This is a genomic window from Ramlibacter sp. bp-362 (assembly GCF_054956735.1).
In genome coordinates, this window is sequence record NZ_JBUDXE010000008.1 from 198,491 (window position 1) to 223,269 (window position 24,779).

A 24,779-nucleotide genomic window follows, 5' to 3' on the forward strand; every position below is an offset into this window, starting at 1 on the left:
ATGGACAGCTCCCTCAGCTACGCACTCCTGTTCGCCTCCATGCTCAGCGCCGGCACGGTGCTGGCGATCGCGGCCCTGGGCCTGTTGATCAACGAGAAGGCGGGCATCGTCAACCTGGGCGCCGAAGGCATGATGCTGTGCGCCGCCATCGCCGGGTTCGCCGCCGTGGTGCACAGCGGCAACGACTGGGTCGGCTTTCTCGCCGGCATGGCCACGGGCGCGCTGCTGGCCGCCGCCTTCGGCGTGCTGGTGATCTGGATGAACACCAACCAGTACGCCACCGGCCTGGCGCTGGCGCTCTTCGGCGCCGGCTTCTCGGCCTTCGCCGGCATCAAGTACGTGCAGGAGAAGCTGCCGGAGCGGCCGCACTTCTCGCTGCCGCTGCTGGGCGACATCCCGGTGCTCGGGCCGGCGCTGTTCCGCCAGCATCCCATGGTCTACCTCGCCATCGGGCTGGTGATCTGGCTCGTGTGGTTCCTGTACCGCTCGCGCACCGGGCTGGTGCTGCGCTCGGTGGGCGAGTCGCCCGAATCGGCGCACGCCCTGGGCTACCCGGTGCGGCGCATCCGGCTGGCGGCGGTCGTGGCCGGCGGTGCGCTGTGCGGCCTGGCCGGTTCCTACCTGGCGATCATCTATACGCCCCTGTGGGTGGAAGGCATGGTGGCGGGCAAGGGCTGGATCGCGCTGGCGCTCACGACCTTCGCCACCTGGCGGCCGGCCCGCGTGCTGCTGGGCGCCTACCTGTTCGGCGGCGTGACCATGCTGCAGTTCTACCTGCAGGGACGCGGCGTGGAAGTGCCCAGCGAATTCCTGAACATGCTGCCCTACCTGGCGACCATCGTGGTGCTGGCGCTGATCTCGCGCAACCCGACGTGGATCCGCGTCAACATGCCGGCGTCGCTTGGAAAGCCCTTCTATCCCGGAACATAATCGCACTTTCGTTGCAACCCGCCCCACCAGCAAGAGGGAACTCAGATGATCGACACGAAGAAGCGCGGCCTGCTCCAGGTGGCCGCCCTGGCCGCCGCCGTCGCGGGCCTGTCCGCCTGCAGCAAGCAGGAAACCCCGGCCCCCGCGCCCGCCCCGGCGCCCACGGCCGCCGCTCCCGCCGCGCCCGCGCCGGCCCCGGCCGCCGAGAAGCTGAAGGTGGCGTTCGCCTACGTCGGCCCGGTGGGCGACGGCGGCTGGACCTTCGCGCACGACAACGCCCGCAAGGCGGTGCAGCAGGAGTTCGGCGACAAGATCGAGACCAGCTTCGTCGAGAACGTGCCCGAGGGCGCCGACGCCGAGCGCGTGATCCGCGACCTGGTGAGCCAGGGCAACAAGCTGGTCTTCGGCACCACCTTCGGCTACATGGAGCCGATGCTGAAGGTCGCCGCCGACCACCCGGACGTCAAGTTCGAGCACGCCACCGGCTACAAGACGGCGCCCAACCTGCGCACCTACGACAGCCGCACCTACGAGGGCGCGTACATGGCGGGCGTGATCGCCGGCGCCATGACCAAGAACAACACGCTGGGCGTGGTGGGCTCGGTGCCGATCCCCGAGGTGGTGCGCAACATCAACAGCTTCACGCTGGGCGCGCAGTCGGTGAACCCCAAGGTCAAGACCAAGGTGGTGTGGGTCGGCGAGTGGCACAACCCGGGCAAGGAAACCGAGGCCGCCACGGGCCTGATCAACGGCGGCGCCGACGTGCTGATGCAGAACACCGACTCGTCGGCCGTGCTGCAGACGGCCGAGAAGATGGGCAAGCGCGCCTTCGGCTGGGACAGCGACATGAGCGCCTACGGTCCCAAGGCGCACCTGGGCTCCGCCATCATCAACTGGACCCCTTACTACAAGAAGGCGGTCAGCGACGTCCTGAACAACACCTGGACGACCGGCCAGAGCTGGTGGGGCGTGAAGGAAGGCGCGATCGACTTCGTCTCGGTCGCCGCCGACGTTCCCGAGGAAGCCAAGAAGAAGCTGGAAGAGGTCAAGGCGGGCCTGAAGGACGGCACGCTGCAGATCTGGAAGGGCCCGATCCTGGACAACACGGGCAAGGTGGTCGTCGCCAAGGACGCCGTGGCGGACGACAAGTTCCTGACGGGCATCAACTTCTACGTCAAGGGCGTGGAAGGCAAGGTGCCGGGCAGCGACAAGAAGTAAGGCGCGAAGCGCGCAGCGAAGGGGCCGCTCGCGCGGCCCTTTTTTGTTTTGCTGGGGTTCGCTGCGCTCACCGCCAGCCTACGAAGCCCGCAGACAATCACACGGACCCCGTAGGCTGGCGGTGAGCGCAGCGAACCCCAGCGACAATCGAACCATGATCGAGCAGCAGCATTGGCACCCGGTCGCGTCGAGCGAATCGCTCGCCGCCTCGCCGGTCTCCGCCCGCCTCCTCGGCGAAGACCTCGTCCTCTGGCGCGACGCCTTCGGCGCCGTGCACGCCTGGCCCGACCGCTGCCCGCATCGCGGCGCGCGGCTCTCGCTGGGGCGGCTCGAGGACGGCAAGCTGGAGTGCCCCTACCACGGCTGGCGGTTCGCACCGACGGGCCAGTGCGTGCACGTCCCCGCGCTGCCCGCCTTCACCCCGCCGGCCACGCATCGCATCGCGACCCACGAGGCGCGCGAGGCGCACGGCCTGGTCTGGGTGCGGCTCGCCTCCGGCGAGATCGCCATGCCCGCCTTCGCGGCGGAGGACGACGCCCGCCTGCGCAAGCTCAACTGCGGTCCCTACACGGTGGAGGCGAGCGCGCCGCGCATCATCGAGAACTTCCTCGACATGGCGCACTTCGGCTTCGTGCACGAGGGCTGGCTGGGCGCGCGTGGCGCCACCGCCATCGAGGACTACCGCGTCGAGGAGACGCCCACCGGCCTGCGCGCCACGCAGTGCAAGGCCTGGCAGCCGCAGTCCAACCTGCATTCGACGGCCCCTGCCCAGGTGGAGTACAGCTACGAGGTCACCGGGCCGTACACGGCCGTGCTGACCAAGATCCCGGAAGCCGGCACCACGGCCGTGCAGGGCTGGCGCGAGGCGATCGCGCTGTTCGTCTGCCCTCAGGAGCCCGAGCGCAGCACCGTGTGGTTCCGCCTCGCCGTCGCCGACTTCGATTCGCCCGACGCGAAGCTGCGCGCCTTCCAGGACACGATCTTCCGCCAGGACCAGCCGGTGCTGGAGTCGCAGTCGCCCAAGCGCCTGCCGCTGGACCTGCGGGCCGAACTGCACACCAGCGCCGACCGCGGCTCCTCCGCCTACCGGCGCTATCTTTCCCGCCTGGGAATCACCTTCGGAACCTGCTGATGCACACCGTGCCCGCCATCCCCGCCGAGCGCCTGCCGGCGCTGCTCGCCGCCATGCCCAAGGCGGAGCTGCACATCCACATCGAAGGCTCGCTGGAGCCGGAGCTGATGTTCGCGCTGGCCCGCCGCAACGGCGTCGCGCTGCCGTACGCGAGCGTGGAGGACGTGCGCCGCGCCTACGCCTTCAGCAACCTGCAGAGCTTCCTCGACATCTACTACGCCGGCGCGAACGTGCTGCGCGAGGAGCAGGACTTTCACGACATGGCCTGGGCCTACCTGCAGCGGGCCGCCGCCGACCACGTCGTCCGCGCCGAGATCTTCTTCGACCCGCAGACGCACACGGCCCGCGGCGTGCCCATGCAGACCGTGATCGCGGGCCTGCACCGCGCCTGCCAGGACGCGAAGAAGATCGGCGTCGACGCCGAGCTGATCCTGTGCTTCCTGCGCCACCTGAGCGAGGAGGACGCCTTCGCCACGCTGGAGCAGGCGCTGCCCTGGCGCGACCGCTTCATCGGCGTCGGCCTCGATTCCAGCGAGGTCGGCCATCCGCCGGAGAAGTTCGCGCGCGTGTTCGCCCGCTGCGGCGAGCTGGGCCTGCACCGCGTGGCGCACGCCGGCGAGGAGGGCCCGCCCGCCTACGTGTGGTCCGCGCTGGACGTGCTGAAGGTCGAGCGCATCGACCACGGCGTGCAGTCGGCCAGGGACCCGGCGCTGATGCGGCGGCTGGCGCAGGAGCGCATCCCGCTCACCGTGTGCCCGCTGTCCAACCTCAAGCTGTGCGTTTTTCCCGCCCTGGAGCAGCACAACCTGCGCGAGCTGCTCGATGCCGGCCTGGCCGCGACCGTGAACTCGGACGACCCCGCCTACTTCGGCGGTTACATGAACGAGAACTTCCTGCGGACATTCGCGGCCACGGGCATGGGGGCGGAGCACGCCTACCGGCTCGCGCGCAACAGCTTCGAGGGCAGTTTCGCGCCGGAGGCAGGCAAAAAGCGCTACATCGAGGCGCTCGACGCCGCGTTCGAGCAGGCGGCGCGGGCTTGACGCCGGCCCGTCGCCGGGGAGATGGATTTGCCCAAATGTAAAGTTGTCGAGATTGCGTCGTCGGCCCGGGGAACTTCCGCGCGTAGGAAGTGACTGACGGGAGCATGACGCCAACGCTCACTCCTCCGGGCCGCGCCGGCCGGGCCGCCTGGCTCCTCACCCTGTTCGCGCTGTTCTGGACGCTCGTCGCGTCCGAACCGGCCCTGGCCGCCCGCTCCGACAGCGGCAAGTCGCGGACGACCCAGCAGCACACCACGAAGAAGAAAGTCTCCAAGAAGAAGACGGTGAAGAAGCGCGTCGTGAAGAAGCGCAGCACCAAGCGGCGCGTGGTGAAGAAGCGCACGGTCAAGCGCCACGTCGCCAAGAAGCGGACCACGAAGAAGCGCGTGGTGGCGCGCAAGCGCGCGTCGACGAAGCACGCCGTCGCGCGCGGCCCGCTGAAGCTCACCTCCAACGTGGCCTACGTCATCGACCAGAAGACCAACAAGGTCCTGGTGCGCAAGAACGCCGGCGCCGTGCTGCCGATTGCCTCGCTCACCAAGCTCATGACGGGCATGATCATCGACGAGGCGAAGCTGCCGATGGACGAGAAGATCACCATCACCAGCGCCGACGTCGACCGCCTGAAGGGCAGCAGCTCGCGCCTGCGGGTCGGCACGCGCCTCACGCGCCGCCAGGCGCTGCGCCTGGCCCTGATGTCCAGCGAGAACCGCGCGGCCCACGCCTTGGCGCGCACCTATCCCGGCGGCGAGAAGGCCTTCGTGAGCGCGATGAACGTGAAGGCGGCGCAGCTGGGGATGGACGACACGCATTACGTGGAGCCCACCGGCCTGTCGCCGCACAACCGCTCCACCGCCCGTGACCTGGCGATCCTCGCCGACGCGGCCTACGAGCGGCCGACGCTGCGCAAGTACACCACCTCGCCGGGCTACCGGCTGGGCACGCGGCGCGGCACCCTGCAGTACGTCAACAGCAACCGCCTGGTGCGCAGCGGCCACTGGGACATCGGCCTGCAGAAGACGGGCTACATCTCGGAGGCGGGCCAGTGCCTGCTGATGCAGGCGGAGCTGGCCGGCCGCAAGGTGATCATGGTGTTCCTCGACGCGGCCAGCAAGGTCGCGCGGATGCGGGATGCGGAGCGGGTGAAGCAGTGGATCCGGGCGCATCCGGACTTCGCGGGCACGGCGCCGGTGCCGGCGACCTGACCCTCACCCCAACCCTCTCCCGCAAGCGGGAGAGGGATCCCGTATTCCTCCCTCTCCCGCTTGCGGGAGAGGGCCGGGGTGAGGGCAAGCGCGTCACCGCCCTTGACGCGGCAGCACCGCCTCCAACTGCGTATCCCACCGCCACGCCGCCGTCTCCGGGTTCGGCACGCACACGTAGATTTCCTCCGCCGGCCGCGCCGTGACGCGCAGGCCGCTGGAGCGCAGCATCGCCTCGATGCCCGCGTGGTTGGGCACCCACCAGTTGGTCGGGTCGCCCGAGAAGCGGTGCTCGATGAAGGCCATCTTGGGCCAGCCCGGATCCATCAGCGGTTCGCGCTCGGTGATCGGGTGGTCGGACGTGTCGGGATAGACCTCCTCGCCCCCCATGGACAGGGTCTGGAACACCATCATCCGTCGCGTGCGCTGCGCCAGCAGGTCCAGCGCCAGCAGCGGATAGCGCAGGTGGTAGAAGACGCCCATGAACCACACCAGGTCGAAGCTCTCGTCCATGCGGGCGATGTCGTAGACCTGCAGCTGCCGGAACTCCACCCGGTCCTGCAGGCCGTACTGCCGCGCGGCCCAGCGGGCCTGCTCCAGGTACAGCGGCTCCATGTCGATCGCCAGCACCGAGGCGCCTCGGCGCGCGAGCTCGAAGCTGTAGAAGCCGGCGTTGCAGCCCACGTCGAGCACGCGCCAGCCCTGCAGGTCCTGCGGGATGGTGTCGCGGATCTGCTGCCATTTGAAGGAGGGAAAGTCGCCGCCCAGGAAATGGTCGGGGACCGTCTGCAGCCCGCCGGGCAGGTGCAGGTTGTGGAACCACGGGCCCAGCGCATCGATCTCGCGCTGCAGTTCGGCTGCCTGGTCTGCCATGCTCTCTCCCGTCCTCAGGCGGCCACGCCGCTCAGGAGCGGGGCCGCGTAGCCTTCCAGTTCGGCCGCGCGGTGCGCCGCCGTGTGTTCCGCCAGGATGCGCCGGCGCGCGCGCTCGGCGATGCGCAGGCGTTCGTCCTCGCCGCAGCGGCGCAGGATCTCCACCACGTCCGCCGTGCGGTCCACCAGCAGGATCTCCTGGTGCGGAACCAGCAGCGATTCGATGCCGGGCCAGCGGTCGCTGACGATGGGCGTGCCGCAGGCGGCCGCCTCGAACAGGCGCACGCTGGGCGACCAGCCGGCCGCGATCATGTCGCGGCGCGTGACGTTCAGCGTGAAGCGCTGCGCGTTGTAGAAGCCGCGGTGCTCCGCCGGCGGCAGGTGCGGCAGGTAGCTCACGTTGCCCGGCCAGCCGTCGGTGGCGGGGTACTGCGGCCCCGCGACGACGAAGCGCGCGCGCGGCAGCTGCCGCGCCGCGTCGAGCAGGAAGGCCTTGACGCTGGGCTGGCGATCGTCGCTGTAGGTGCCCATGTAGCCCAGGTCCCAGCGCGGCTCCTGCGGCTCGGGGAAGTACAGCTCCGGGTCGAAGGAGCAGTACAGCGCGCGGGCCCGCGGCGCGCCGAACTCGCGCTCCAGGCGCTTGAGCGTGGGGCCGCCGGTGAAGGACAGGTACAGGTCGTAGCCGGGCACCTGCCGCGGATGCAGGTACTCGTAGTCGCCGCGGCCCATCTTGGCCAGCGTCACGGGCGTGTCGATGTCGTAGAAGGCCTTGAGGCCGCCGGCTTCCCGCTGCACCCAGTCGCCCACGCGCACGCCCTCGGGGACGTAGGAGCCGACGATCACCAGGTCGGCGTCGCGCACGCTGTCGGCGTGCGTGTCTCGCAGTTCGTCGAGGCTGCCGTACAGCACGGTGCGGCCCCAGGGCGGCCGCGGCAGGTCCCGGTGCTGCGCATACCAGGGCTGGTCGCGTTCCAGGAAGGTGACGTCGTGGCCGCGCTTCACCAGCTCGCGCACGAGGCCGCGGAAGGTGGTCGCGTGGCCGTTGCCCCACGACGAGGTGATGGACAGGCCCAGGATGGTGATCTTCATGCCGCCTCCGCCACCCGCGCGCGCGGCGTGCAGCCGGCCAGCACCGCATCGAGCTGCGCTGCGCGATGCGCATACGTGTGCTCCGACAGGACGCGGCGGTACGCGGCCTGCCCGATCTCGCGCGCCCGCGCCGCCGCCAGCGTGCGCACGTGTTCGGCGACCTCGTCGCCGCTGCGCGCCACCAGCACTTCGCGGCCGGGTTCGAAGAAGGTCTCCAGTCCTTCCCAGGCATCGGTGACCAGGCAGGCGGCGGCGCCCGCCGCCTCGAACACGCGCGTGGCCGGCGAGAAGCCGTAGCGCGCCATGCTCTCGCGGCTGACGTTCAGCACCGCGCGCGGCGTGCAGTTGAAGGCGTTGTGGTCGGCGGTGTAGACGTGGCCCAGGTACTGCACGTTGGGCGGCAAGGGCTTGTCGCCCCAGCCGCTGCCGCCCAGCAGCATGCGGCGTTCCGGCAACTGCGCGGCGGCGCGCAGGAAGAACTCCTCCACGCGCGCTTCGCGGTCGGGCAGGCGGTTGCCGAGGAAGGCCAGGTCGCATTCGAAGCGCGCCTGCGGCGCGACCGGATGGTGCGTGCCCGGGTCCAGCGCGTTGTAGATCGGGACGCACTCGCGCGCGCCCAGGCCCAGGTAGGCCTGGCGCACCGGCTCGCCGCCGCCGTAGGTCAGCACGATGTCGTAGCGGGGGATGAGCGCGCGGAAGGGATCGTCGGCGTTGCCGTGCACGCGGTCCAGCGTGGCAGGGGCGTCGACGTCCCAGAAGGCGACCAGCGTCGCCGGCCCCTGCAGGTCCAGCACGGCGCGTTCCAGCAGTTCGTCGTGCACGCCGACGCCGCTCGCCTTGACGACCAGGTCGGCGCCGCGGGCCTGCGCCACCGTGCGCAGCACCTCGTCTTCCGACCGGGCGGAATAGACGACCACGGTCGCCCAGGGCGGATCGTCCATGTCGCGGTGCTGCTGCCGCTCGAAGGCATCGGGCTCGTAGAAGGTGACCTCGTGCCCGCGCTCGTGCAGCGCCCGCACGATGCCGCGGTAGTAGGTGGCGGCGCCGTTCCAGTACGCCGAGACCAGGCTGGATGCGAAGAATGCGATTTTCATGGGGTTCGATTCAAGACGCCTCTGCGGTGAAGGCTGTTCCCTGCAGCTCTGCATACACCGCCAGCAGTTCGTCCACGCGGTGGGCGCAGGTGTGGCGGGCGAGGATGGTGCGCAGGCCGTGGTCGGCGAGCGACTGCGCGAGTTCCGGCTCGTTCAGGATGGTGCGCAGGTGCGCGCGCATCTCGGCACCGTCGCGCGCGACCAGGAAGTCGGCGCCGGGCTCGAACAGGCCTTCGCAGTCGTCCCAGGGCGCCGAGACCAGCGGGATGCCGCAGGCCAGCGCCTCGAAGACGCGGATGGTCGGGATGCCCGGCAGCGCCTGCACGTAGGGCCGGCGCGGCACGTGCACCGTGACGCGATGCCGCGCGAACACCTGCGGCGCCTCGTAATTGGGCAGCCAGCCGCCGTAGGCGATGCCCGCGTCGGCCAGCGCCCGCAGGCCGTGTTGCGGATAGCGCACGCCGTGGATGCGCGCCTTCAGGCCGAGGTCCTTGACCGGTTCGAGCAGGAACTCGTGCAGTTCGGCCGTGCGTTCCTCGTCGCCCCAGTTGCCGACCCAGACCAGGTCGCCTTCCTTCGTCGTGCCGGGCAGCGGATGGAACACGCGCGGATCCGCCGCCTCGTGCCAGGTCCAGGCGCGCTCGCACCAGCCATTGCGCCGGTACAGGTCGCGGATCGCGCTGCCGAAGGCCAGCACGCCGTCGTAGTGGCGCAGGTCGTAGGCGGCCATGCTGCCGGGGTCGGTGACGGCGCGGTGGTGCGTGTCGTGGAACAGCAGGCGGTAGCCCGGATTCGCGCTGCGGTGCAGGCCGATGCGCCGCACCAGCGCGTGGTCGTTCCATTCGTGCACCAGCACCAGGTCGGCCGCCAGGGCCGCGTCCAGGTCCAGCGTGGCGGGATCGAAGGGCGTGCTCTGCAGCTGTGGATAGGCACGCGCGAAACCCTTCAGCGGGGCGGTGCCATGCTCCTCCACGAGGTTGCGCACGCTCCAGGCGTCGGCCGGCTCGTAGACCCGCAGTTCGTGGCCGCGCGCCACCAGCTCGCTGCACACGCCGCGCAGGAAATGCGCGTTGCCGTGGTTCCAGTCGGACACCAGGGAATGGCAGAAGACGATCACGCGCATGCGGCTTCCTCCCTGCTGCGCGAGGCGAGGGCGGGCGCGATGGCGCCGTAGGTGGCGAGGTAGCCGTCGGCCATCGCCGCGGCGGTGTAGCGCTGCGCCCGGGCCCGTGCCGCTTCGGCGAGGCGCCCGCGCTGCGCGGCGTCGTCCATCAGTTCCTGCAGCGTCCGGCGCAGCGCCTGGCTGTCGTCCGGCGGCACGTAGCGCGCGGCCGCGCCCCACACCTCGCGCAGGCTGGGGATGTCGCCCAGCACCAGGGCGCAGCCGCTCAGCGCCGCTTCCAGCACGGAGAGGCCGAAGGGTTCGTAGCGCGCCGGCAGCGCGTAGAGCGCGGCCTGCGCCAGCTCGCGCGCGAGCGCCTCGCGCGGCAACTCGCCCAGCCACTGCACGCCGCGGGGCTGCACGACGCCGCCGTCGGGGTGCACCGCCGAGCCCGCGACGCGCACCGGCCAGGGCAGGCCCACCGCGGCCTCCTCGAGCGCGGGCAAATTCTTCGCCGCGTCCCAGAAGCGGCCGGCCGCCAGCACCCGCGGCTGCTTGGCCTCGACGGCGAACTGCGCCGGCGAGCAGCCGTTGGGCAGCACGCGCCCGCGGCCGTTCCAGCCGTATTCGGTGGCGAGCGACGAGAGCATCGCCTGCGTCGGCGCCGCCACGCACGCGGCGCCGTCCAGGCCGGCGCGCACGCGTTCGCGGTAGACGTCCCAGGACGCCGGCGCGGCCTCGCCGTGCACGGCGCGCCACCACGAGGCGACGCAGGAATGCGCGACGACCAGCCTGGGTGCGCGGAAGGGCAGGGCGCCGAAGGCGAACTGGTTCAGGTGCACGAGGTCCGGCTGCAGTTCGCGTTCCAGCCCCAGCAGCCAGGCGCCGGCCGCGGCTACGTCGGGCCACGGGTCCTGCATCCACTCGAGGCGGAAGGTGCTCTCGTGCAGCGTCACGGCGGCGCAGCCCGCCAGCGCCGCACGCTGCTGCGGCGACACCGGTGCGCCCATGGTGGCGAGGGCCACGCGCAGGCCGCGCGCGTCGAGTTCTCGCGCCAGTTCGACCGCATAGGTCCAGACGCCGCCGACGGTGTCGGCCGTCATCAGCACGGAAGGACGCTCAGCGGCCATAGATGCGGTCCAGCACGGAAGCCACGGGCAGCAGGGTTTCGATCGCGCTGCTGTAGCGCGCGCCGGCGCCCAGCCGCCGCGCCCAGTCCACCAGCGCCCGGCCGCCCCAGGCATCGGGCGGGTCGGCCAGCGGGATGCGCTGGTTGCCCTGGAAGCGCGCGGCCGCGAAGTCGTAGAAGGAGCCGTTCACGTTCTGCATCGCGGCGCCGCCGCGCGCGCCGTGGAAGTGCGCCTCGATCACCGCGTCGCGCCCCGTGGAGCTGTTCCACGAGCAGGCGATGCGCACCACGGTGCCGCCGGCGAGGTCCAGCTGCGCGACCGCATGGTCCTCCACCTCGCCGCTGTTCGGAGCCAGCAGGCGGCCCTGCGCGTAGAGACGGCTGCGCACGTCCCGGACCTCCGGGAAGCCGAGCGTCCAGAGCGCCAGGTCCACGAGGTGGATGCCCAGGTCGATGGCGCAGCCGCCGCCCGAGAGCCCCGCGTCGCGGGCCCAGGACTTGTCGGGCCCCCAGGTGTTGTGGAACACCAGGTCCACCGCATGCACGGGCCCCAGCTCGCCTTCGACCACGCAGTTGCGGATCCGGCGCATGGCCTCCGTGTAGCGGTACGAGAGGTCGCAGCCCAGCAGCCGGTCGGCCTGGCGCGCCGCTTCCACGACGGCGGTGTTCTCCGCGAGCGTGCGCGCCAGCGGCTTCTGGCAGAACACGGCGAGGCCGCGCTCCAGGGCCGCGAGCGCCTGGCCCGCGTGCAGCGCGCTGGGCGTGGCGATCACCACGCCGTCCAGGTCCTGCTGCAGCAGTTCTTCCAGCGTGGCGAAGGCGGCGGCCTGCGGCACCAGCGGCTGCACCCGCTCGCGCACTTCGGCCGAAGGATCGGCGATGGCGACCACCTGGCCCGCCCGTTCGGCCAGCAGCGCCTGCATGCGGTTCTGCCCGATCCAGCCCAGGCCCAGGAAACCGAGGCGGGGGCGTTCGTTGTTCTTCTGTCCGGAGCTCATGTCGTGACGAGTGCTTTCATGAAGCCGTCGGGGCGCGTGCGCGTGAGTTCCAGCGCTTCGCCCAGGCGGTCGAGCGGCAGCTTGTGCGTGTACAGCGGCGTGGGGTCCATGACGCCCTCCGTCATCCACTGCACCGCGCGCTTCATGCCGTCCACGTAGGCCTGCGGGTCGCGCTCGTGCGCGTTGATGACGTCGATGCCCCGCCAGTTCCACAGCTGCAGGTTGACCTGGCGCAGGCCGTCCTGGTGGTAGCCGGCGATCACCAGGCGGCCGCGCTCGGCGGTCATCTCGCCGGCGAGGTCCAGCGGCCACTGCAGGCCGGTGCACTCGATGACGCGCTCGCACCATTTGCCGTCGGTGAGCGCCTTCACCTTCTCGAGGATCTTCCAGTGGTCGTCCAGCACGAGCGTGTGCCCGGCGCCGGCCGCGCGCGCGAACTCCAGCGAGAAGGGCCGCCGCGACAGCGCGATCACCCGCGCGCCGGCATGCGTCGCCAGCTGCGTGAGCAGCGCGCCCAGGAATCCGATGCCGACGATGGCCACCGTCTGCCCGGCGCGGATCTCGCTGCGCTGGAAGATGTTGGTGGCGCAGCCCAGCGGCTCGCCCAGCACGGCCTTGTCGGCCAGCGACTCGGGCAGGCGCACCACCGCGTCGGCGGCGGCCAGGTCGTACTCGGCGTGCGCACGGTAGGTGAGCGCCGCGACGCGGTCGCCTTCCTGCAGTCCGATCACGCCTTCGCCGAGCGCGGCGATCCGGCCCCAGCCCTCGTGGCCCGGCGCGCCGGGCGGCTGCGGGTAGCTGAACCACTCGCGGCCTTCCCACAGCGGGAGGCTGGAGGCGCAGACGCCCGAGCCTTCCAGGCGCACGAGCACCTGCCCCGGCCCGGGGGCGGGCGGCTCGACTTGCTGGAGGGCTGCCTGCCCCGGGGCCGCGATCACACCTGCTTGCATGTGACCGGCCGGCATCAGTGCGCTCCTGCGGCCACGCGCGGGCTGCGCGCCGCGGGTGCGCTGCGTTTGCCGTGGCGTTCCGCCAGCCAGGCGTACAGCCGCGCGATGCCTTCGTCCGCGGGCACGCGCGCCTGCCATCCGGTCTCGCGCTGGAAGGCCTGGGTGTCGGACACGTAGTAGCGCTGGTCGCCGGTGCGCCAGGCGTCCAGGGCCACCGGCGGCCGCTGGCCGTGCAGCTGCGCGATGCGGTCCAGCAGGTCCTGCAGGCTGATCGCGTTGCGGGGCCCGCCGCCCATGTTGAAGGCGCGGCCCTTCAGGCGCGGGGCATGCTGTTCGGCGAGCAGGAAGGCGTCCACGAGGTCGTCGACGAACAGCACGTCGCGCACCTGCATGCCGTCGCCGTACAGCGTGATGCGCTCGCCGCGCAGCGCCCGCAGGATGAAGTGCGCGACCCAGCCCTGGTCCTCGGTGCCGAACTGGCGCGGGCCGTAGATGCAGCTCATGCGGAACACGAGCGTGGTCATGCCGAAGCTGCGCGCGTAGTCGACGACGTACTGGTCGGCCGTGCCCTTGGAGCAGCCGTAGGGGCTGTGGAAGTCCAGCGGGCGGTCTTCGCCGATGCCGCGGGCCGTGACCTCCGGGTCGACCGGCAGGTAGCGCTGGCCCTGCACGGAGAGCTGCAGGTCCTCGAGGCCGCCGTAGACCTTGTTGGTGGACGTGAGGATCACGCCCGGCGGCACCGGCCGCGCGCGCGCCGCCTCCAGCACGTTCAGCGTGCCTTGCGCGTTGATCGCGAAGTCTTCCTGCGGGTTCTCCAGGCTGGTGGTCACCGCCACCTGGGCGGCGAAGTGGAAGACCTGCTGCACGCCCGCGACGGCCTCCGACACGGCCGCGGCGTCGCGCACGTCGGCCCGCACGAACTCGAGCAGGTCGCCGTGCTGCTGGCGCAGCCACTGCAGGTTCTGCTCGACGCCGGGGCGCGAGAGGTTGTCCAGCACGCGCACCCGGCGGCCCTGCGTGAGCAGCCGGTTGGCGAGATTGGACCCGATGAAGCCGGCCCCGCCGGTGATGAGCGTCGTGGACTGGCTCATACCGTCAGCCCGCGTGCGCTCAGTTCCGCACTGGCCTGCGCCACGCGGTCCACGGCCGCCTGGCTGGCGAGCCACGCGGACAGTTCCACCAGCCCGTCCTCCAGCCGCACCTGCGGCGTGAAGCCGAGGATGCGGCTGGCCTTGGCGATGTCCGCATAGCAGTGGCGGATGTCGCCGACGCGGTACTTGCCGAGGATGTCGGGCGCGATGTTCTCCTTGCCCACCACCTTGGCCAGCTTGGCCGCGATGTCGCGCACGGTGTGCGGCTGGCCGCTGCCGATGTTGAAGGTCTCGCCGGCCGCGCCGGGCGTTTCCAGCGCGAGCCTGCAGGCGCGCGCGATGTCGTACACGCTCACGAAGTCGCGCTGCTGCAGCCCGTCCTCGAAGATCGCGGGCGGGTTGTTGTTCAGCAGGCGCGAGGCGAAGATCGCCAGCACGCCCGTGTACGGGTTCGACAATGCCTGCCGCGGACCGTAGGCGTTGAAGAAGCGCAGCGCCACGGTGGGGATGTTGTAGGCGCGGCCGATCATCAGGCAGAGGCGCTCCTGGTCGTACTTGGACAGCGCGTACACCGAGGCCAGCGCCGGCTGCTTGGTCTCGGGCGTGGGCATGGGCTGCAGCGCGCTGCCGTCCTCGCCCAGGAATTCCCACTGGCCGGCCTTCAGCTGCTCCAGCGTGCGCTCGCCGACCAGGCGCGGACCGCCGGAGGCGCCGCGGTAGAGACCTTCGCCGTACAGGCTCATGCTGGAAGCGACGAGCAGGCGCTGCACCGGGTTCTTCGCGATCGCCTCCAGCAGCACCGCCGTGCCGAGGTTGTTGGTGCGCGTGTAGTGCGCGACCTCGTACATGCTCTGCCCCACGCCCACCGCGGCCGCGAAGTGGAACACCGCATCCATGCCCTGCAGCGCCTGGTCGACCTTCGCGCGATCGTTCACGTCGCCGACGACGAGCTCCACTTCCTTCGCGAGGTATTCGGGCCGGCGGCGGCCTTCGCCGTGCACCTGCGGCTCGAGCGAATCCAGCACCCGCACGCGGTAGCCATGCGCCAGCAGCTCGTCGGCCAGGTGCGAACCGATGAAGCCGGCGCCTCCCGTGATCAATACTTTCTGCATGCAGCTTCCCTGTTGTTTGTTGATCCTTCATGTTATGTCGATGGCTCAACCAGTGGGGGCGTTTTCAATGAAATTTGGAAAACGCCCCACGGCCGAGTTCTGAATCGGTACGATGCCCGTCCGCCTTGTCGATGAGCCATGCGCAACGCGACAGCAAGATAAGGTGCCGACGAAAAGGGAGAAGAACATGGGCAAGATCCGCGTAGCGATCATCGGCGTGGGCAACTGCGCTTCCTCGCTGGTGCAGGGCGTTCACTTCTATCGCGACGCCGCCGCCGACGATTTCATCCCCGGCCTCATGCACGTGGACCTCGGCGGCTACCACCCGCGCGACATCGAGTTCACGGCCGCGTTCGACGTGAGCGCGTACAAGGTGGGCCTGGACCTCTCGGAGGCGATCTGCGCGGAACCGAACAACACGTTCCGGTTCGCGGAGGTGCCCCACCTCGGCGTGCCGGTCTCGCGCGGCATGACGCACGACGGACTGGGTTCCTACCTGAAGGACGTGGTGCCGAAGTCGGAGCGCAGCACCGACGACATCGTCGGCATCCTGAAGGCGACGAAGACCGACGTCGTGGTGTCCTACCTGCCGGTCGGCTCGGAAATGGCGACCAAGTGGTACGTCGAGCAGATCCTGGAAGCGGGCTGTGCCTTCGTCAACTGCATCCCCGTGTTCATCGCCTCGCAGCCGTACTGGAACAAGCGCTTCGCCCAGCGGCACCTGCCCATCATCGGCGACGACATCAAGTCGCAGGTGGGCGCGACCATCGTGCACCGCATGCTCACGGACCTGTTCCGCAAGCGCGGCGTGAAGGTGGACCGCACCTACCAGCTGAACGTCGGCGGCAACACGGATTTCCTCAACATGCTGGAACGCGAGCGGCTCGTGTCCAAGAAGATCTCCAAGACGCAGGCCGTCACCAGCCAGCTCGGGCATCCCATGCTGGAGCGCGACGTGCACGTCGGCCCCAGCGACTACGTGCCCTGGCTGGCCGACCGCAAGTTCGCCTTCATCCGCATGGAAGGCACGTCCTTCGGCAACGTTCCCCTCAGTTGCGAGCTGAAGCTGGAGGTCTGGGACTCGCCCAACTCCGCCGGCGTGGTGATCGACGCCATCCGCTGCGCCAAGATCGCGCTGGACCGCGGCATCGGCGGCGCGCTCAACGGCCCCTCCAGCTACTACATGAAGTCGCCGCCGCTGCAGTTCACCGACGACCAGGCGCGCGAGCTGGTCGAGGCCTTCATCCGCGGCGACGAGGAAATCACGCTGGAACCGCGCCGGCCCGCCGGCGGCGGCAAGCCCGAGAAGCTGGGCACCCTGCAGCAGAAGAACATCTGACCCACCCGCCATGATCGAAGCCGCGAAATTCTGGAACGAGCCGAACAACAAGTCGCATTGGGATCCGGAGGTCGACCCGGGCTGGGTGAAGTACGCGGAGATGGTGAAGCTGGCGACGGCGGCCGTGCGCGCGGAGTCGCCGCGGCTGACGCGCGTGCTGGGCGGCATCTCGCCCATCGACCCCGGCTTCATCCAGAACCTGCAGGGGCAGGGCGTGCTGGACTGCGTGGACGCGGTGGCGGTGCACGGCTTCCCCCTGGACTGGAACCACTGGCAGATCGACCAGTGGCCCGAGCGCATCGCCGAGATCGAGGCGGTGACGCACCTGCCCGTGTGGGTGACCGAGGTCGGCGTCTCCACCTTCGGCGCCGAGGAGGTGCAGGAGTTCGGGCTCAAGCGCACGGCGCAGCTGCTCGCCGGCCGCGTGCCGCGCATCCACTGGTATTCGCTCTACGACCTGCCCAAGGCCTGGCCGGCCACCACGCGGCACCGCGAGGCCGAAGGCTCCAGCTACTACCGGCATTTCCACATGGGCCTGCTGCGCGAGGACGGTTCGCCCAAGCTCGCCTGCCGGCACTTTTCCGATTTCACGCCGGAGTTCGGCATCTGCCAGTGGTTCCATTTCGAGGACCACCGCCTCGACGATGCGGTGCGCTGGCTGAAGAAGCTGGGCGTGAAGAAGCTGCGCACGGGCCTCAGCTGGGCGGACAGCTTCCGTCCCGGCGCCGACGCCTGGTTCGACCGGCAGATGGCGGCGCTGGACGATTTCGACGTGACGCTGACCTTCTGCTTCACGCCCGAGCACCGCGGCATCCAGCCGCACCACACGAGCGCGCCCCAGGTGCCCGAGGAATTCGCCGAGTTCTGCGGCCGCATGGTGCGGCGCTACGCCGGCGGCTCGGCCACGCCGGTGGAGCGCGCGGCGGCCGCCGTGGCGTGACGACGTTTCTTCTGGTGCGCCACGCGGCGCACGACTGGCTGGGGCGCGGGTTCGCCGGCAGGCTGCCGGGCGTGGGCTTGAACGAGGCGGGGCGCGCGCAGGCCGAGCAGCTGGCCGTGCGCCTGCAGGGGCAGCCGCTCGCCGCGATCTACTGCAGCCCGCAGCCGCGCACGCGCGAGACGGCGGCGCCGCTGGCCGCGCAGCGCAGCCTGCCGATCCGCATCGACCCGGCCTTCGACGAGATCGACGTGGGCGACTGGCAGGGCCGCAGCTTCGACGAGCTGCGGGCGCTGGGGGAGCCATGGACGCAATGGTGCGAACGCCGCGGCAGCGCCACGCCGCCGGGCGGGGAGCCCTTCGCGGGTGTGCCGGAGCGCGCGGTCGCGGGGCTGCGGGCGCTGGCGGCGGAACATGGCGATGCGCAGGTGCTGGTGGTCTCGCACGGCGACGTGATCAAGGCGATGGTGGCGCGATGCCTGGGGCTCTCGCTCGACAACCTGGAGCGCTTCGAGGTCGCGCCGGCGTCGGTGAGCGTGATCGTCATGCAGGGAGACTGGATGCAGTTGCGGCTGCTGAACTCGCTCGGCGGGATCTAGCTGGGGTTCGCTGCGCTCACCGCCAGCCTACGAGGTGATCGCCGCAGGCCTTTCGTAGGCTGGCGGTGAGCGAAGCGAACCCCAGCATTCCAGCCCTTCACGCACCGCGCGCACCACGCTGTCCCAATCCCCCGGCCGCGGCTGCCTGAACAGGTGCGCCGTCGGATACCACGGGCTGTCGGCGCGGCGCTCCATCCAGCGCCAGTCGGCGTCGTTCTTGAGCAGGACCCAGGTGGGGCGGCCGAGCGTCGCCGCCAGGTGCGCGGGCATGGCGTCGATGCTGATCACCAGGTCCAGTCGAACCATCGCGGCGGCGGCCTGCGTGAGCTCGCGCGTGCGCGGCGACAGGATGTCGATGCCGAAGCGCTGCAGCAGCGGGTCTTCCGCGGCCGGCCCCTGCTGGAGCGAGAAGAAGCGCACGTGCGGCAGTGCGAAGAGCGGCGCCAGCGCCTGCAGCGGCACGGAGCGCGAGAGGTCCCATTCGCTGGACGCCCACAGCAGGCCGACGCGCAGGCGGCCGTCGTCCTCCGGCAGCAGGTCGTCGCACGGCGGCAGCTGCGCGGCCAGGTGCGGGCAGGGCGGCGGCAGCGTCGCGGCCGTGACGCGCAGGGCGTAGGCGAGTTCCATCACTTCCATGTCCACGTCGTGCGGCGGCAGAGGGTCCTCGGTCCAGTAGTTGCGCACCTCGCCCAGCCCGGGCGCGCCGCGCAGCAGGCCCACCAGCGGCGGCTGCACGAGGAAATGGACGTGCCGCGCGCCCAGCCGCGGCAGGAAGCGCATGAACTGCAGCGTGTCGCCGAGTCCGTGTTCGCAGCGCACGAGCACCGTGCGGCCGGCCGGCGGCGTCCCGTCCCAGCGCAGGTGTTCGGGGCCCGGCGTGAAGCCCGGCTGCCGCTGGCGGGCGCGCCGCGGCAGCTCGATCCGGTCGGTGGCGCGCCACGCGGCCTCGAAGTCGCCGCGGCGCATGGCGGCGAGCCAGTCGCCGCAGACGTCGGGGGAGCGGACCTTGCTCAAGCGGCCAGCACCGCGCTCCGGCCGTTGGCGCGGCGGCCGTTCACGCGGCGGCGGGGCGCCGGGCTGGCATCGGCCGGATGCGTGACGGCGCCGTTGGTGAGCAGTTCGTCGAAGTACGCGATGGTCTTCACCAGGCCATCCTTCAGGTCGACGGTCGGCACCCAGCCCAGCTTCTCCTGCGCGATCGTGATGTCGGGCCGGCGCAGCATCGGGTCGTCGACCGGGCGCTTGGCGAACACGATCTTCGACTTCGAGCCCGTGAGCTCGATCACCTGCCGGGCCAGCTCCAGGATGGTGAATTCGCCCGGGTTGCCGAGGTTGATCGGCCCGGGGCAGGGCGCCTCCAGCGCCATGAAGCGCAGGAAGCCCTCGATCAGGTCGTCCACGTAGCAGAAGCTGCGCGTCTGCTCGCCCTGGCCGTACACGGTGATGGGCTGGCCGCGCAGCGCCTGCACGATGAAGTTGGACACCACGCGGCCATCGTTGGGGTGCATCCGCGGGCCGTAGGTGTTGAAGATGCGGCCGACCCGGATGTCCACGCCGTACTGCCGGTGGTAGTCGAAGAACAGGGTCTCGGCGCAGCGCTTGCCTTCGTCGTAGCAGCTGCGCGGGCCGATCGGGTTGACGTTGCCCCAGTAGCTCTCCGGCTGCGGGTGGTAGTTGGGGTCGCCGTACACCTCGCTGGTCGACGCCTGGAAGATCCGTGCCCGCGTGCGCTTGGCCAGCCCGAGCATGTTGATCGCGCCGTGCACGCTGGTCTTGGTCGTCTGCACCGGGTCGTGCTGGTAGTGCACGGGCGAGGCCGGGCAGGCGAGGTTGTAGATCTCGTCCACTTCGACGTACAAGGGCAGCGTCACGTCGTGGCGCACCAGCTCGAAGCGCGGGTCGTCCAGCAGGTGCTCGATGTTGTCCTTGGTGCCGGTGAAGAAGTTGTCGACGCACAAGACGTGATGTCCCTGCGCCACCAGCCGCTCGCACAGGTGGCTGCCGAGAAAGCCAGCGCCACCGGTGACCAGGATGGTGCTGCAGCCGTTGTACTTGCGCATGTCGTTTTCCCTGTCGTGATGAATTTTGTCGAAGCACTCTTTGCGGTGCTTCGGGTTTCTTTATACGCAAACACGGGCCTTCCGTGGGGCGATGGAACGCGGCCTTGCGGCACGGCCGCGCTTAAAATGCGTGGATGAGGTCGCGCCCCGGCGGCCTTTTTCTTTTTGTCATCCCGGGGCCATGTAGAGGAACACCATGTACAAAAACCTCGCCGCCATCGCCATGGCGGCACTCTCCTTCTCCCTGGGCGCGCAAGCACAGCAGGCGGAACCGCTGAAGGTCGGCTTCGTCTACGTCGCGCCGCTCTCCGACGCCGGCTGGGTGCACCAGCACGAGGTGGCGCGGCAGGCGGTGCAGGCCGCCTTCGGCGCGCGCGTGAAGACCTCGTACGTGGAGAACGTGCCCGAGGGTCCCGACGCCGAGCGCGTGATCCGCGACCTCGCGGCCACGGGGCACAAGCTCATCTTCACGCCCAGCTTCGGCTACATGGAGCCGACGCTGAAGGTCGCGAAGGATTTCCCCGGCGTGAAGTTCGAGTCGATCACCGGGCTGAAGACAGCGCCCAACGTCGCGATCGCGAACGCGCGCTACTACGAAGGCCGCTATCTCGCCGGCATCGCGGCGGGCCGCATGACGAAGAGCAACCTGGCCGGCTACGTCGCGGGCTTCCCGATTCCCGAGGTCCTGCAGGGCATCAACGCCTTCACGCTGGGCATGCGCTCGGTCAACCCGAAGGCGCAGGTGCGCGTGGTCTGGCTCAACACCTGGTTCGATCCGGGCAAGGAACGCGACGCGGCCATGGCGCTCATGGACCAGGGCGCCGACGTGCTGTCCTTCCACACCGCGTCCACGGCCGTGATGGCGGCGGCGCAGGAGCGCGGCAAGCTGGCGATCGCGTACCACTCGGACATGCGCAAGGTGGCGCCGGACGCGCAGGTCCTGGCCGTCACGCACCAGTGGGCCGACTACTATAAGGCGCGGGTGAAGGCGGTGCTGGACGGCACCTGGAAGCCCGTGGCCGTCTGGGGCGGCGTGAAGGAGGGGATGATCCGCGTCGGCTGGTTCGGCAGCAAGGTGCCCCGGGCCGTGCAGCAGGAGGTGCTGGCGCGGCAGAAGGACATCGCGTCCGGGAGGCTGCGGCCCTTCGCCGGCCCGATCGCCGACAACCAGGGCCGGCAGGTGCTGGGCAAGGGCCAGGTGATGACGGACGCGCAGATACTGTCCATGAACTTTCTCGTATCGGGCGTGCTGGGCAAGGCTGGACAATAGCGGCCATGCACGCCTACCGAGCCGCGCTCCTCTCCTTTGCCGACGACGGTTCCGCCCGCCTCGAAGAAGACGGCCTGCTGGTGGTCGGCCCCGATGCAGGCGGCCGCCGGGTCGTGCGCGCGGCCGGCCCGCATGCGCAGCTCGCTTCGAATTTCCCCGGCGTGGCCGTCACGCACCTGCCGGGCCGCATCCTGGCGCCGGGCTTCATCGACCTGCACGTGCACTTCCCGCAGACGGACGTGATCGGCTCGCCGGCCGCCGGCCTGCTGCCCTGGCTGGAGAACTACACCTTCCCGCACGAGGCGCGCTTTTCCGACCACGCTTATGCGCTGGGCGTCGCCCAGGTGTTCCTGGACGAACTGCAGCGCAACGGCGTCACCACCGCGCTGACCTTCTGCACCTCGCATCCGCACTCGGTGGATGCGCTGATGGAGGCGAGCGAGGCGCGCGGCCTGCGCATGATCGCCGGCAAGGTGCTGCAGGACCGGCATTCCCCGGACGGCGTGCGCGACGAGACCGAGCAGTCGCTGGTGGACACCGAGGCGCTGATCCGCCGCTGGCACGGGCGCGGCCGCCTGGGCTACGCCATCACGCCGCGCTTCGCGCCCAGCTGCAGCGAGGCGCAATTGCGCGGCGCCGGCGCGCTGGCGGCGCAGTATCCCGACGTGTGGATCCAGTCGCACGTGGCCGAGAACCGCGACGAGGTCCGCTGGGCGCGCGAGCTGTTCCCGCAGGCGCGCAGCTATCTCGCGATCTACGAGGGCTTCGGCCTGATGCGCGAGCGCGCGATCTACGCGCACTGCATCCACTTCGACGACGCCGACCGCGCCCTGATGCGCGACACGGGGGCCGCGGCCGCCGTCAGTCCCACCAGCAACCTGTTCCTGGGCAGCGGCTTCTTCGATTACGAGGGCGCGCGGCGCATCGGCTTCCGCCACGGCCTGGCCAGCGACGTGGGCGGCGGCACCAGCTTCTCGCCTTTCCACACCATGCTCGCGGCCTACTACGTCGGGCGCGAAGGCCAGACCAAGCCGGGCCTGAGCCTCAGCCCGCAGGACCTCTGGTGGCAGCACACCGCCGGCGCCGCGCAAGCCCTGGGCCTGGACGGCGTGATCGGCAACCTGCGCCCCGGCTGCGAAGCGGACTTCCTGGTGCTGGATCCCCGGGCCACGCCCCTGCTGGCGCGCAAGACGGAGCACGCGCGCGACCTCGACGAACTGCTGTTCTCGCTGATCGTGCTGGGGGACGACCGGGTCGTCGAGCGGACCTACGTGAACGGCCAGGCGCTCTGAGGCCCATACAATCCGCCCGCAGGAGCCCCCGCAAATGAGCATCAAGAGCGACAAGTGGATCCGCCGGATGGCGGAGCAGCATGGCCTGATCGAGCCCTTCGAGCCGGGGCAGGTGCGCGAGGTGGAGGGGCGGCGCGTCATCAGCTACGGGACGTCCAGCTACGGCTACGACATCCGCTGCGCCCCGGAATTCAAGGTCTTCACCAACATCCACAGCACGGTGGTGGACCCGAAGAACTTCGACGAGAAGAGCTTCGTGGACTTCCACGACGACGTCTGCATCATCCCGCCCAACAGCTTCGCGCTGGCGCGCACGCTCGAATACTTCCGCATCCCGCGCAACGTGCTGACCATCTGCCTGGGCAAGAGCACCTATGCCCGCTGCGGGATCATCGTCAACGTGACGCCCTTCGAGCCCGAATGGGAAGGCTACGTGACGCTGGAGTTCTCCAACACCACGCCGCTGCCCGCCAAGATCTACGCGGGCGAGGGCTGCGCGCAGGTGCTGTTCTTCGAGAGCGACGAGGAATGCGCGGTCAGCTACAAGGACCGCGGGGGGAAGTACCAGGGGCAGCATGGGGTGACGTTGCCGAAGGCCTGAGCCTCGCGACCGCCCTCACCCCGGCCCTCTCCCGCCAGCGGGAGAGGGAGCAAGAAGCGCCGCGCGCGCGGCGGCCAGGTCCCAGCCGGCCCAGCCGCAACTCTTGAACAGCACCGGCCCGCGCCCGCGCGGCGCGGACGCATCGACATCGCGCAGGCTGGGGATCGCCGGGACGTCGAGTCCCGCCTGCAGCAGGTCGCCCGCTTCGTGATCGGCGTCGCGCGTGTCCACCACGATGCGCCCGTGGCGCGCGCAGTGCCGCGTGAACGCGGGATCCAGTTCGATCATCTGCGGCGTGAACGCGCCGACCGCCGCCACGAAGGCGTCGTCGCGCGGCAGGGCGCGCAGCACCACGCCCGCGGCGGGCGTGCACGTGACCACCAGAGGGCATTCCGCGAGTGCGGAATCAGGTTCGGAAATCACGCGCGCGTGTAGTCCCAATTCACGTGCCCGGGAGGCCAACACGTGTGCGCTCGCTTCGGTGCGTGAATGGATGAGCACCTCGCGGATGCCCAATCCCTGGGCAAATGCCTCCACGTGGGCGTGTCCCTGGGCCCCCGCGCCGACCACCAGGAGGGGTCCTTGCGTGTTGGGCGCAAGCCACTGCGCCGCCAGCAGCGACACCGCCGCGGTGCGCCGCGCCGTCACCGCGGGCCCATCGAGCACCAGGCGGCGCGCGCCCGATTCCACGTCGAACACCACCACATCGCCCTGGATCGTCGGCGTTTTCGTGCCCGTATTGCGGGGCGTGAAGGTAATCAGCTTGGTGATGGCGACGCGCGCATCGCACGCCGGCATGACCAGCAGGCTCCCGCCGCCGGCCAGTTTCTGCACCAGGCGCGGTGGCACTTCCGCAACAGGGTCGTGCATGACATTCACGAGCTCGCGCACCAGCAGCGGGTAGGGCAGGCGCGCGGCCGTGGCGCGCGGATCGAGGGTGTCGTTCATGGTCGGCATGGCTCCAACGGTAGCGCCAGGATTTTGTCCTACAGCATGTCGCGCCAGCCACTCTGGCGCGGCGGCAGGGCCGGGCCTAGGATCGATTCACTCAAGGAAGTCCGCCATGTCCCTCGCCGCCAACGCCATGCAACCCGCCCCGCAGCAACAAGAACGCGGCCGCCTCTGGTGGGTGCTGCTCGGCGCGCTGGTGGCGGGACAGCTGTTCGCGTTCTGGCTCGTGTGCAGCCACCAGGTCCGCAAGGCCGAGGCCCGCCACAACGAGCAGATCGTGCAGCAGATGGCCCTGGCGGACTGCCTGCAGTACATCCCCGGCTCCACCATCGCCAGCTGCACCAGCCAGAGCGATGCGGTGCAGGCCGCTTCGCATCCGACGGTGACCACCGTCAGCGGTGCCGTCCCGGTCAGTTTCAGCTATCGCTGAGGTCGCCATGAACCGCTTGCACGCGCATCCCGCCGCCCCCGAGGTCCAGCCAAAGGTCGAAGCCCCGTCGCTCGAGGCGAGCGACGACCTCGAAGGCCTGCAGTCTTCGCCGCGCTACTGCCCCACCGGGCTGCTGGCGAGCTTCGCGCTGCTGATGGCGGGCCACGGCCGCTGCGTCATCACCGACATGATGCTGGGCGACCGCGAATACGCGATGTGGCAGCTGGCCTGCGCCCGCGCCACCGAGGACCGCGAACTCCAGGAAGTGGCCGCGCGCCTGTTCGCCTACTTCGACGAGCCGCAGCAATCGGCGCTGCCGGTGATGGGCACCGCCTGAC

At 70.3% G+C, this 24,779-nt stretch carries 25 protein-coding genes; 13 read left to right on the forward strand and 12 right to left on the reverse strand.

Going from position 1 to position 24,779, the window contains the following annotated elements:
* From ACY0MJ_RS13700 to ACY0MJ_RS13720, 5 genes are all read left to right on the forward strand, one after another.
* Positions 1–930, forward strand: a complete 930-nt coding sequence (locus ACY0MJ_RS13700; protein ID WP_462639027.1) for an ABC transporter permease — start codon at positions 1–3, stop codon at positions 928–930.
* A 45-nt stretch (positions 931–975) separates the two neighbouring features.
* Positions 976–2,148, forward strand: a complete 1,173-nt coding sequence (locus tag ACY0MJ_RS13705; protein WP_462639028.1) for a BMP family ABC transporter substrate-binding protein — start codon at positions 976–978, stop codon at positions 2,146–2,148.
* 154 nt (positions 2,149–2,302) lie between these two features.
* Positions 2,303–3,280 carry an aromatic ring-hydroxylating dioxygenase subunit alpha gene (locus tag ACY0MJ_RS13710; protein ID WP_462639029.1) on the forward strand — a complete coding sequence of 326 codons (978 nt, stop codon included), beginning with the start codon at positions 2,303–2,305 and terminating at the stop codon, positions 3,278–3,280.
* The gene (locus tag ACY0MJ_RS13715) at positions 3,280–4,323 is read left to right on the forward strand and encodes an adenosine deaminase (protein ID WP_462639030.1); all 1,044 of its coding nucleotides are present in this window, start codon (positions 3,280–3,282) and stop codon (positions 4,321–4,323) included. The genes ACY0MJ_RS13710 and ACY0MJ_RS13715 overlap by 1 nt, the downstream gene beginning before the upstream one ends.
* A 104-nt stretch (positions 4,324–4,427) precedes the next feature.
* Positions 4,428–5,528 carry a serine hydrolase gene (locus ACY0MJ_RS13720; protein WP_462639031.1) on the forward strand — a complete coding sequence of 367 codons (1,101 nt, stop codon included), beginning with the start codon at positions 4,428–4,430 and terminating at the stop codon, positions 5,526–5,528.
* Positions 5,529–5,621: 93 nt separating this feature from the next.
* Here the strand turns inward: ACY0MJ_RS13720 and ACY0MJ_RS13725 are convergent, their stop codons facing one another.
* Genes ACY0MJ_RS13725 through ACY0MJ_RS13765 form a run of 9 tightly spaced genes read right to left on the reverse strand, consistent with a single transcriptional unit; the run spans position 5,622 to position 14,962 of the window.
* Complete coding sequence (locus tag ACY0MJ_RS13725; RefSeq protein WP_462639032.1) at positions 5,622–6,398, reverse strand: TIGR04290 family methyltransferase; 777 nt, start codon at positions 6,396–6,398, stop codon at positions 5,622–5,624.
* Between the two features lie 14 nt (positions 6,399–6,412).
* The gene (locus ACY0MJ_RS13730; protein WP_462639033.1) at positions 6,413–7,486 is read right to left on the reverse strand and encodes a CgeB family protein; all 1,074 of its coding nucleotides are present in this window, start codon (positions 7,484–7,486) and stop codon (positions 6,413–6,415) included.
* Positions 7,483–8,580, reverse strand: a complete 1,098-nt coding sequence (locus tag ACY0MJ_RS13735; protein ID WP_462639034.1) for a CgeB family protein — start codon at positions 8,578–8,580, stop codon at positions 7,483–7,485. The genes ACY0MJ_RS13730 and ACY0MJ_RS13735 overlap by 4 nt, the downstream gene beginning before the upstream one ends.
* 10 nt (positions 8,581–8,590) lie before the next feature.
* On the reverse strand, positions 8,591–9,703 hold the full coding sequence (locus tag ACY0MJ_RS13740) for a CgeB family protein (protein ID WP_462639035.1): 1,113 nt from the start codon (positions 9,701–9,703) through the stop codon (positions 8,591–8,593).
* Complete coding sequence (locus tag ACY0MJ_RS13745) at positions 9,694–10,812, reverse strand: glycosyltransferase (protein WP_462639036.1); 1,119 nt, start codon at positions 10,810–10,812, stop codon at positions 9,694–9,696. The genes ACY0MJ_RS13740 and ACY0MJ_RS13745 overlap by 10 nt, the downstream gene beginning before the upstream one ends.
* On the reverse strand, positions 10,802–11,809 hold the full coding sequence (locus tag ACY0MJ_RS13750; RefSeq protein WP_462639037.1) for a Gfo/Idh/MocA family protein: 1,008 nt from the start codon (positions 11,807–11,809) through the stop codon (positions 10,802–10,804). Before ACY0MJ_RS13750 ends, ACY0MJ_RS13745 begins: the two co-directional genes overlap by 11 nt.
* The gene (locus ACY0MJ_RS13755) at positions 11,806–12,774 is read right to left on the reverse strand and encodes an MDR/zinc-dependent alcohol dehydrogenase-like family protein (RefSeq protein WP_462639038.1); all 969 of its coding nucleotides are present in this window, start codon (positions 12,772–12,774) and stop codon (positions 11,806–11,808) included. Before ACY0MJ_RS13755 ends, ACY0MJ_RS13750 begins: the two co-directional genes overlap by 4 nt.
* Positions 12,774–13,850: an SDR family NAD(P)-dependent oxidoreductase gene (locus tag ACY0MJ_RS13760; RefSeq protein ID WP_462639039.1), complete on the reverse strand. Its 1,077-nt coding sequence runs from the start codon at positions 13,848–13,850 to the stop codon at positions 12,774–12,776. Before ACY0MJ_RS13760 ends, ACY0MJ_RS13755 begins: the two co-directional genes overlap by 1 nt.
* Positions 13,847–14,962: an NAD-dependent epimerase/dehydratase family protein gene (locus tag ACY0MJ_RS13765; RefSeq protein WP_462639040.1), complete on the reverse strand. Its 1,116-nt coding sequence runs from the start codon at positions 14,960–14,962 to the stop codon at positions 13,847–13,849. Before ACY0MJ_RS13765 ends, ACY0MJ_RS13760 begins: the two co-directional genes overlap by 4 nt.
* Positions 14,963–15,149: 187 nt before the next feature.
* Between ACY0MJ_RS13765 and ACY0MJ_RS13770 the strand changes: the two genes are divergently transcribed.
* From ACY0MJ_RS13770 to ACY0MJ_RS13780, 3 genes are read left to right on the forward strand one after another with little or no spacing between them, the layout of a single operon-like run.
* A complete protein-coding gene (locus ACY0MJ_RS13770) occupies positions 15,150–16,301 on the forward strand; it encodes an inositol-3-phosphate synthase (RefSeq protein WP_462639041.1) in 1,152 nt (383 codons plus the stop codon).
* Between the two features lie 10 nt (positions 16,302–16,311).
* Entirely contained in the window at positions 16,312–17,241 is a 930-nt protein-coding gene (locus tag ACY0MJ_RS13775; protein WP_462639042.1) for a glycosyl hydrolase, read from the forward strand.
* Positions 17,238–17,837, forward strand: coding sequence for a histidine phosphatase family protein (locus ACY0MJ_RS13780; RefSeq protein ID WP_462639043.1), 600 nt, complete (start codon positions 17,238–17,240; stop codon positions 17,835–17,837). Before ACY0MJ_RS13775 ends, ACY0MJ_RS13780 begins: the two co-directional genes overlap by 4 nt.
* Before the next feature lie 27 nt (positions 17,838–17,864).
* Here ACY0MJ_RS13780 and ACY0MJ_RS13785 read toward each other — a convergent pair whose 3' ends face one another.
* Positions 17,865–18,851: a glycosyltransferase family 9 protein gene (locus ACY0MJ_RS13785; protein ID WP_462639044.1), complete on the reverse strand. Its 987-nt coding sequence runs from the start codon at positions 18,849–18,851 to the stop codon at positions 17,865–17,867.
* On the reverse strand, positions 18,848–19,897 hold the full coding sequence (locus ACY0MJ_RS13790; protein WP_462639045.1) for a UDP-glucuronic acid decarboxylase family protein: 1,050 nt from the start codon (positions 19,895–19,897) through the stop codon (positions 18,848–18,850). Before ACY0MJ_RS13790 ends, ACY0MJ_RS13785 begins: the two co-directional genes overlap by 4 nt.
* Before the next feature lie 196 nt (positions 19,898–20,093).
* On the opposite strand from ACY0MJ_RS13790, the gene ACY0MJ_RS13795 reads away from it, so the two are divergent.
* From ACY0MJ_RS13795 to dcd, 3 genes are read left to right on the forward strand one after another with little or no spacing between them, the layout of a single operon-like run.
* Complete coding sequence (locus tag ACY0MJ_RS13795) at positions 20,094–21,167, forward strand: BMP family ABC transporter substrate-binding protein (RefSeq protein ID WP_462639046.1); 1,074 nt, start codon at positions 20,094–20,096, stop codon at positions 21,165–21,167.
* Between the two features lie 5 nt (positions 21,168–21,172).
* Positions 21,173–22,459 (forward strand): guanine deaminase, encoded by a 1,287-nt coding sequence (gene guaD / locus ACY0MJ_RS13800; protein ID WP_462639047.1) that lies wholly within the window; start codon positions 21,173–21,175, stop codon positions 22,457–22,459.
* Positions 22,460–22,493: 34 nt separating this feature from the next.
* A complete protein-coding gene (dcd, locus tag ACY0MJ_RS13805) occupies positions 22,494–23,060 on the forward strand; it encodes a dCTP deaminase (RefSeq protein ID WP_462639048.1) in 567 nt (188 codons plus the stop codon).
* 15 nt (positions 23,061–23,075) lie between these two features.
* On the opposite strand, the gene ACY0MJ_RS13810 is transcribed toward dcd, so the two are convergent.
* Positions 23,076–24,017, reverse strand: a complete 942-nt coding sequence (locus tag ACY0MJ_RS13810) for a delta(1)-pyrroline-2-carboxylate reductase family protein (RefSeq protein WP_462639049.1) — start codon at positions 24,015–24,017, stop codon at positions 23,076–23,078.
* Positions 24,018–24,123: 106 nt separating this feature from the next.
* On the opposite strand from ACY0MJ_RS13810, the gene ACY0MJ_RS13815 reads away from it, so the two are divergent.
* Positions 24,124–24,441, forward strand: coding sequence for a hypothetical protein (locus ACY0MJ_RS13815; protein WP_462639050.1), 318 nt, complete (start codon positions 24,124–24,126; stop codon positions 24,439–24,441).
* A gap of 7 nt (positions 24,442–24,448) precedes the next feature.
* The gene (locus ACY0MJ_RS13820; RefSeq protein WP_462639051.1) at positions 24,449–24,778 is read left to right on the forward strand and encodes a hypothetical protein; all 330 of its coding nucleotides are present in this window, start codon (positions 24,449–24,451) and stop codon (positions 24,776–24,778) included.
* The last annotated feature ends 1 nt before the right edge of the window (position 24,779 follow it).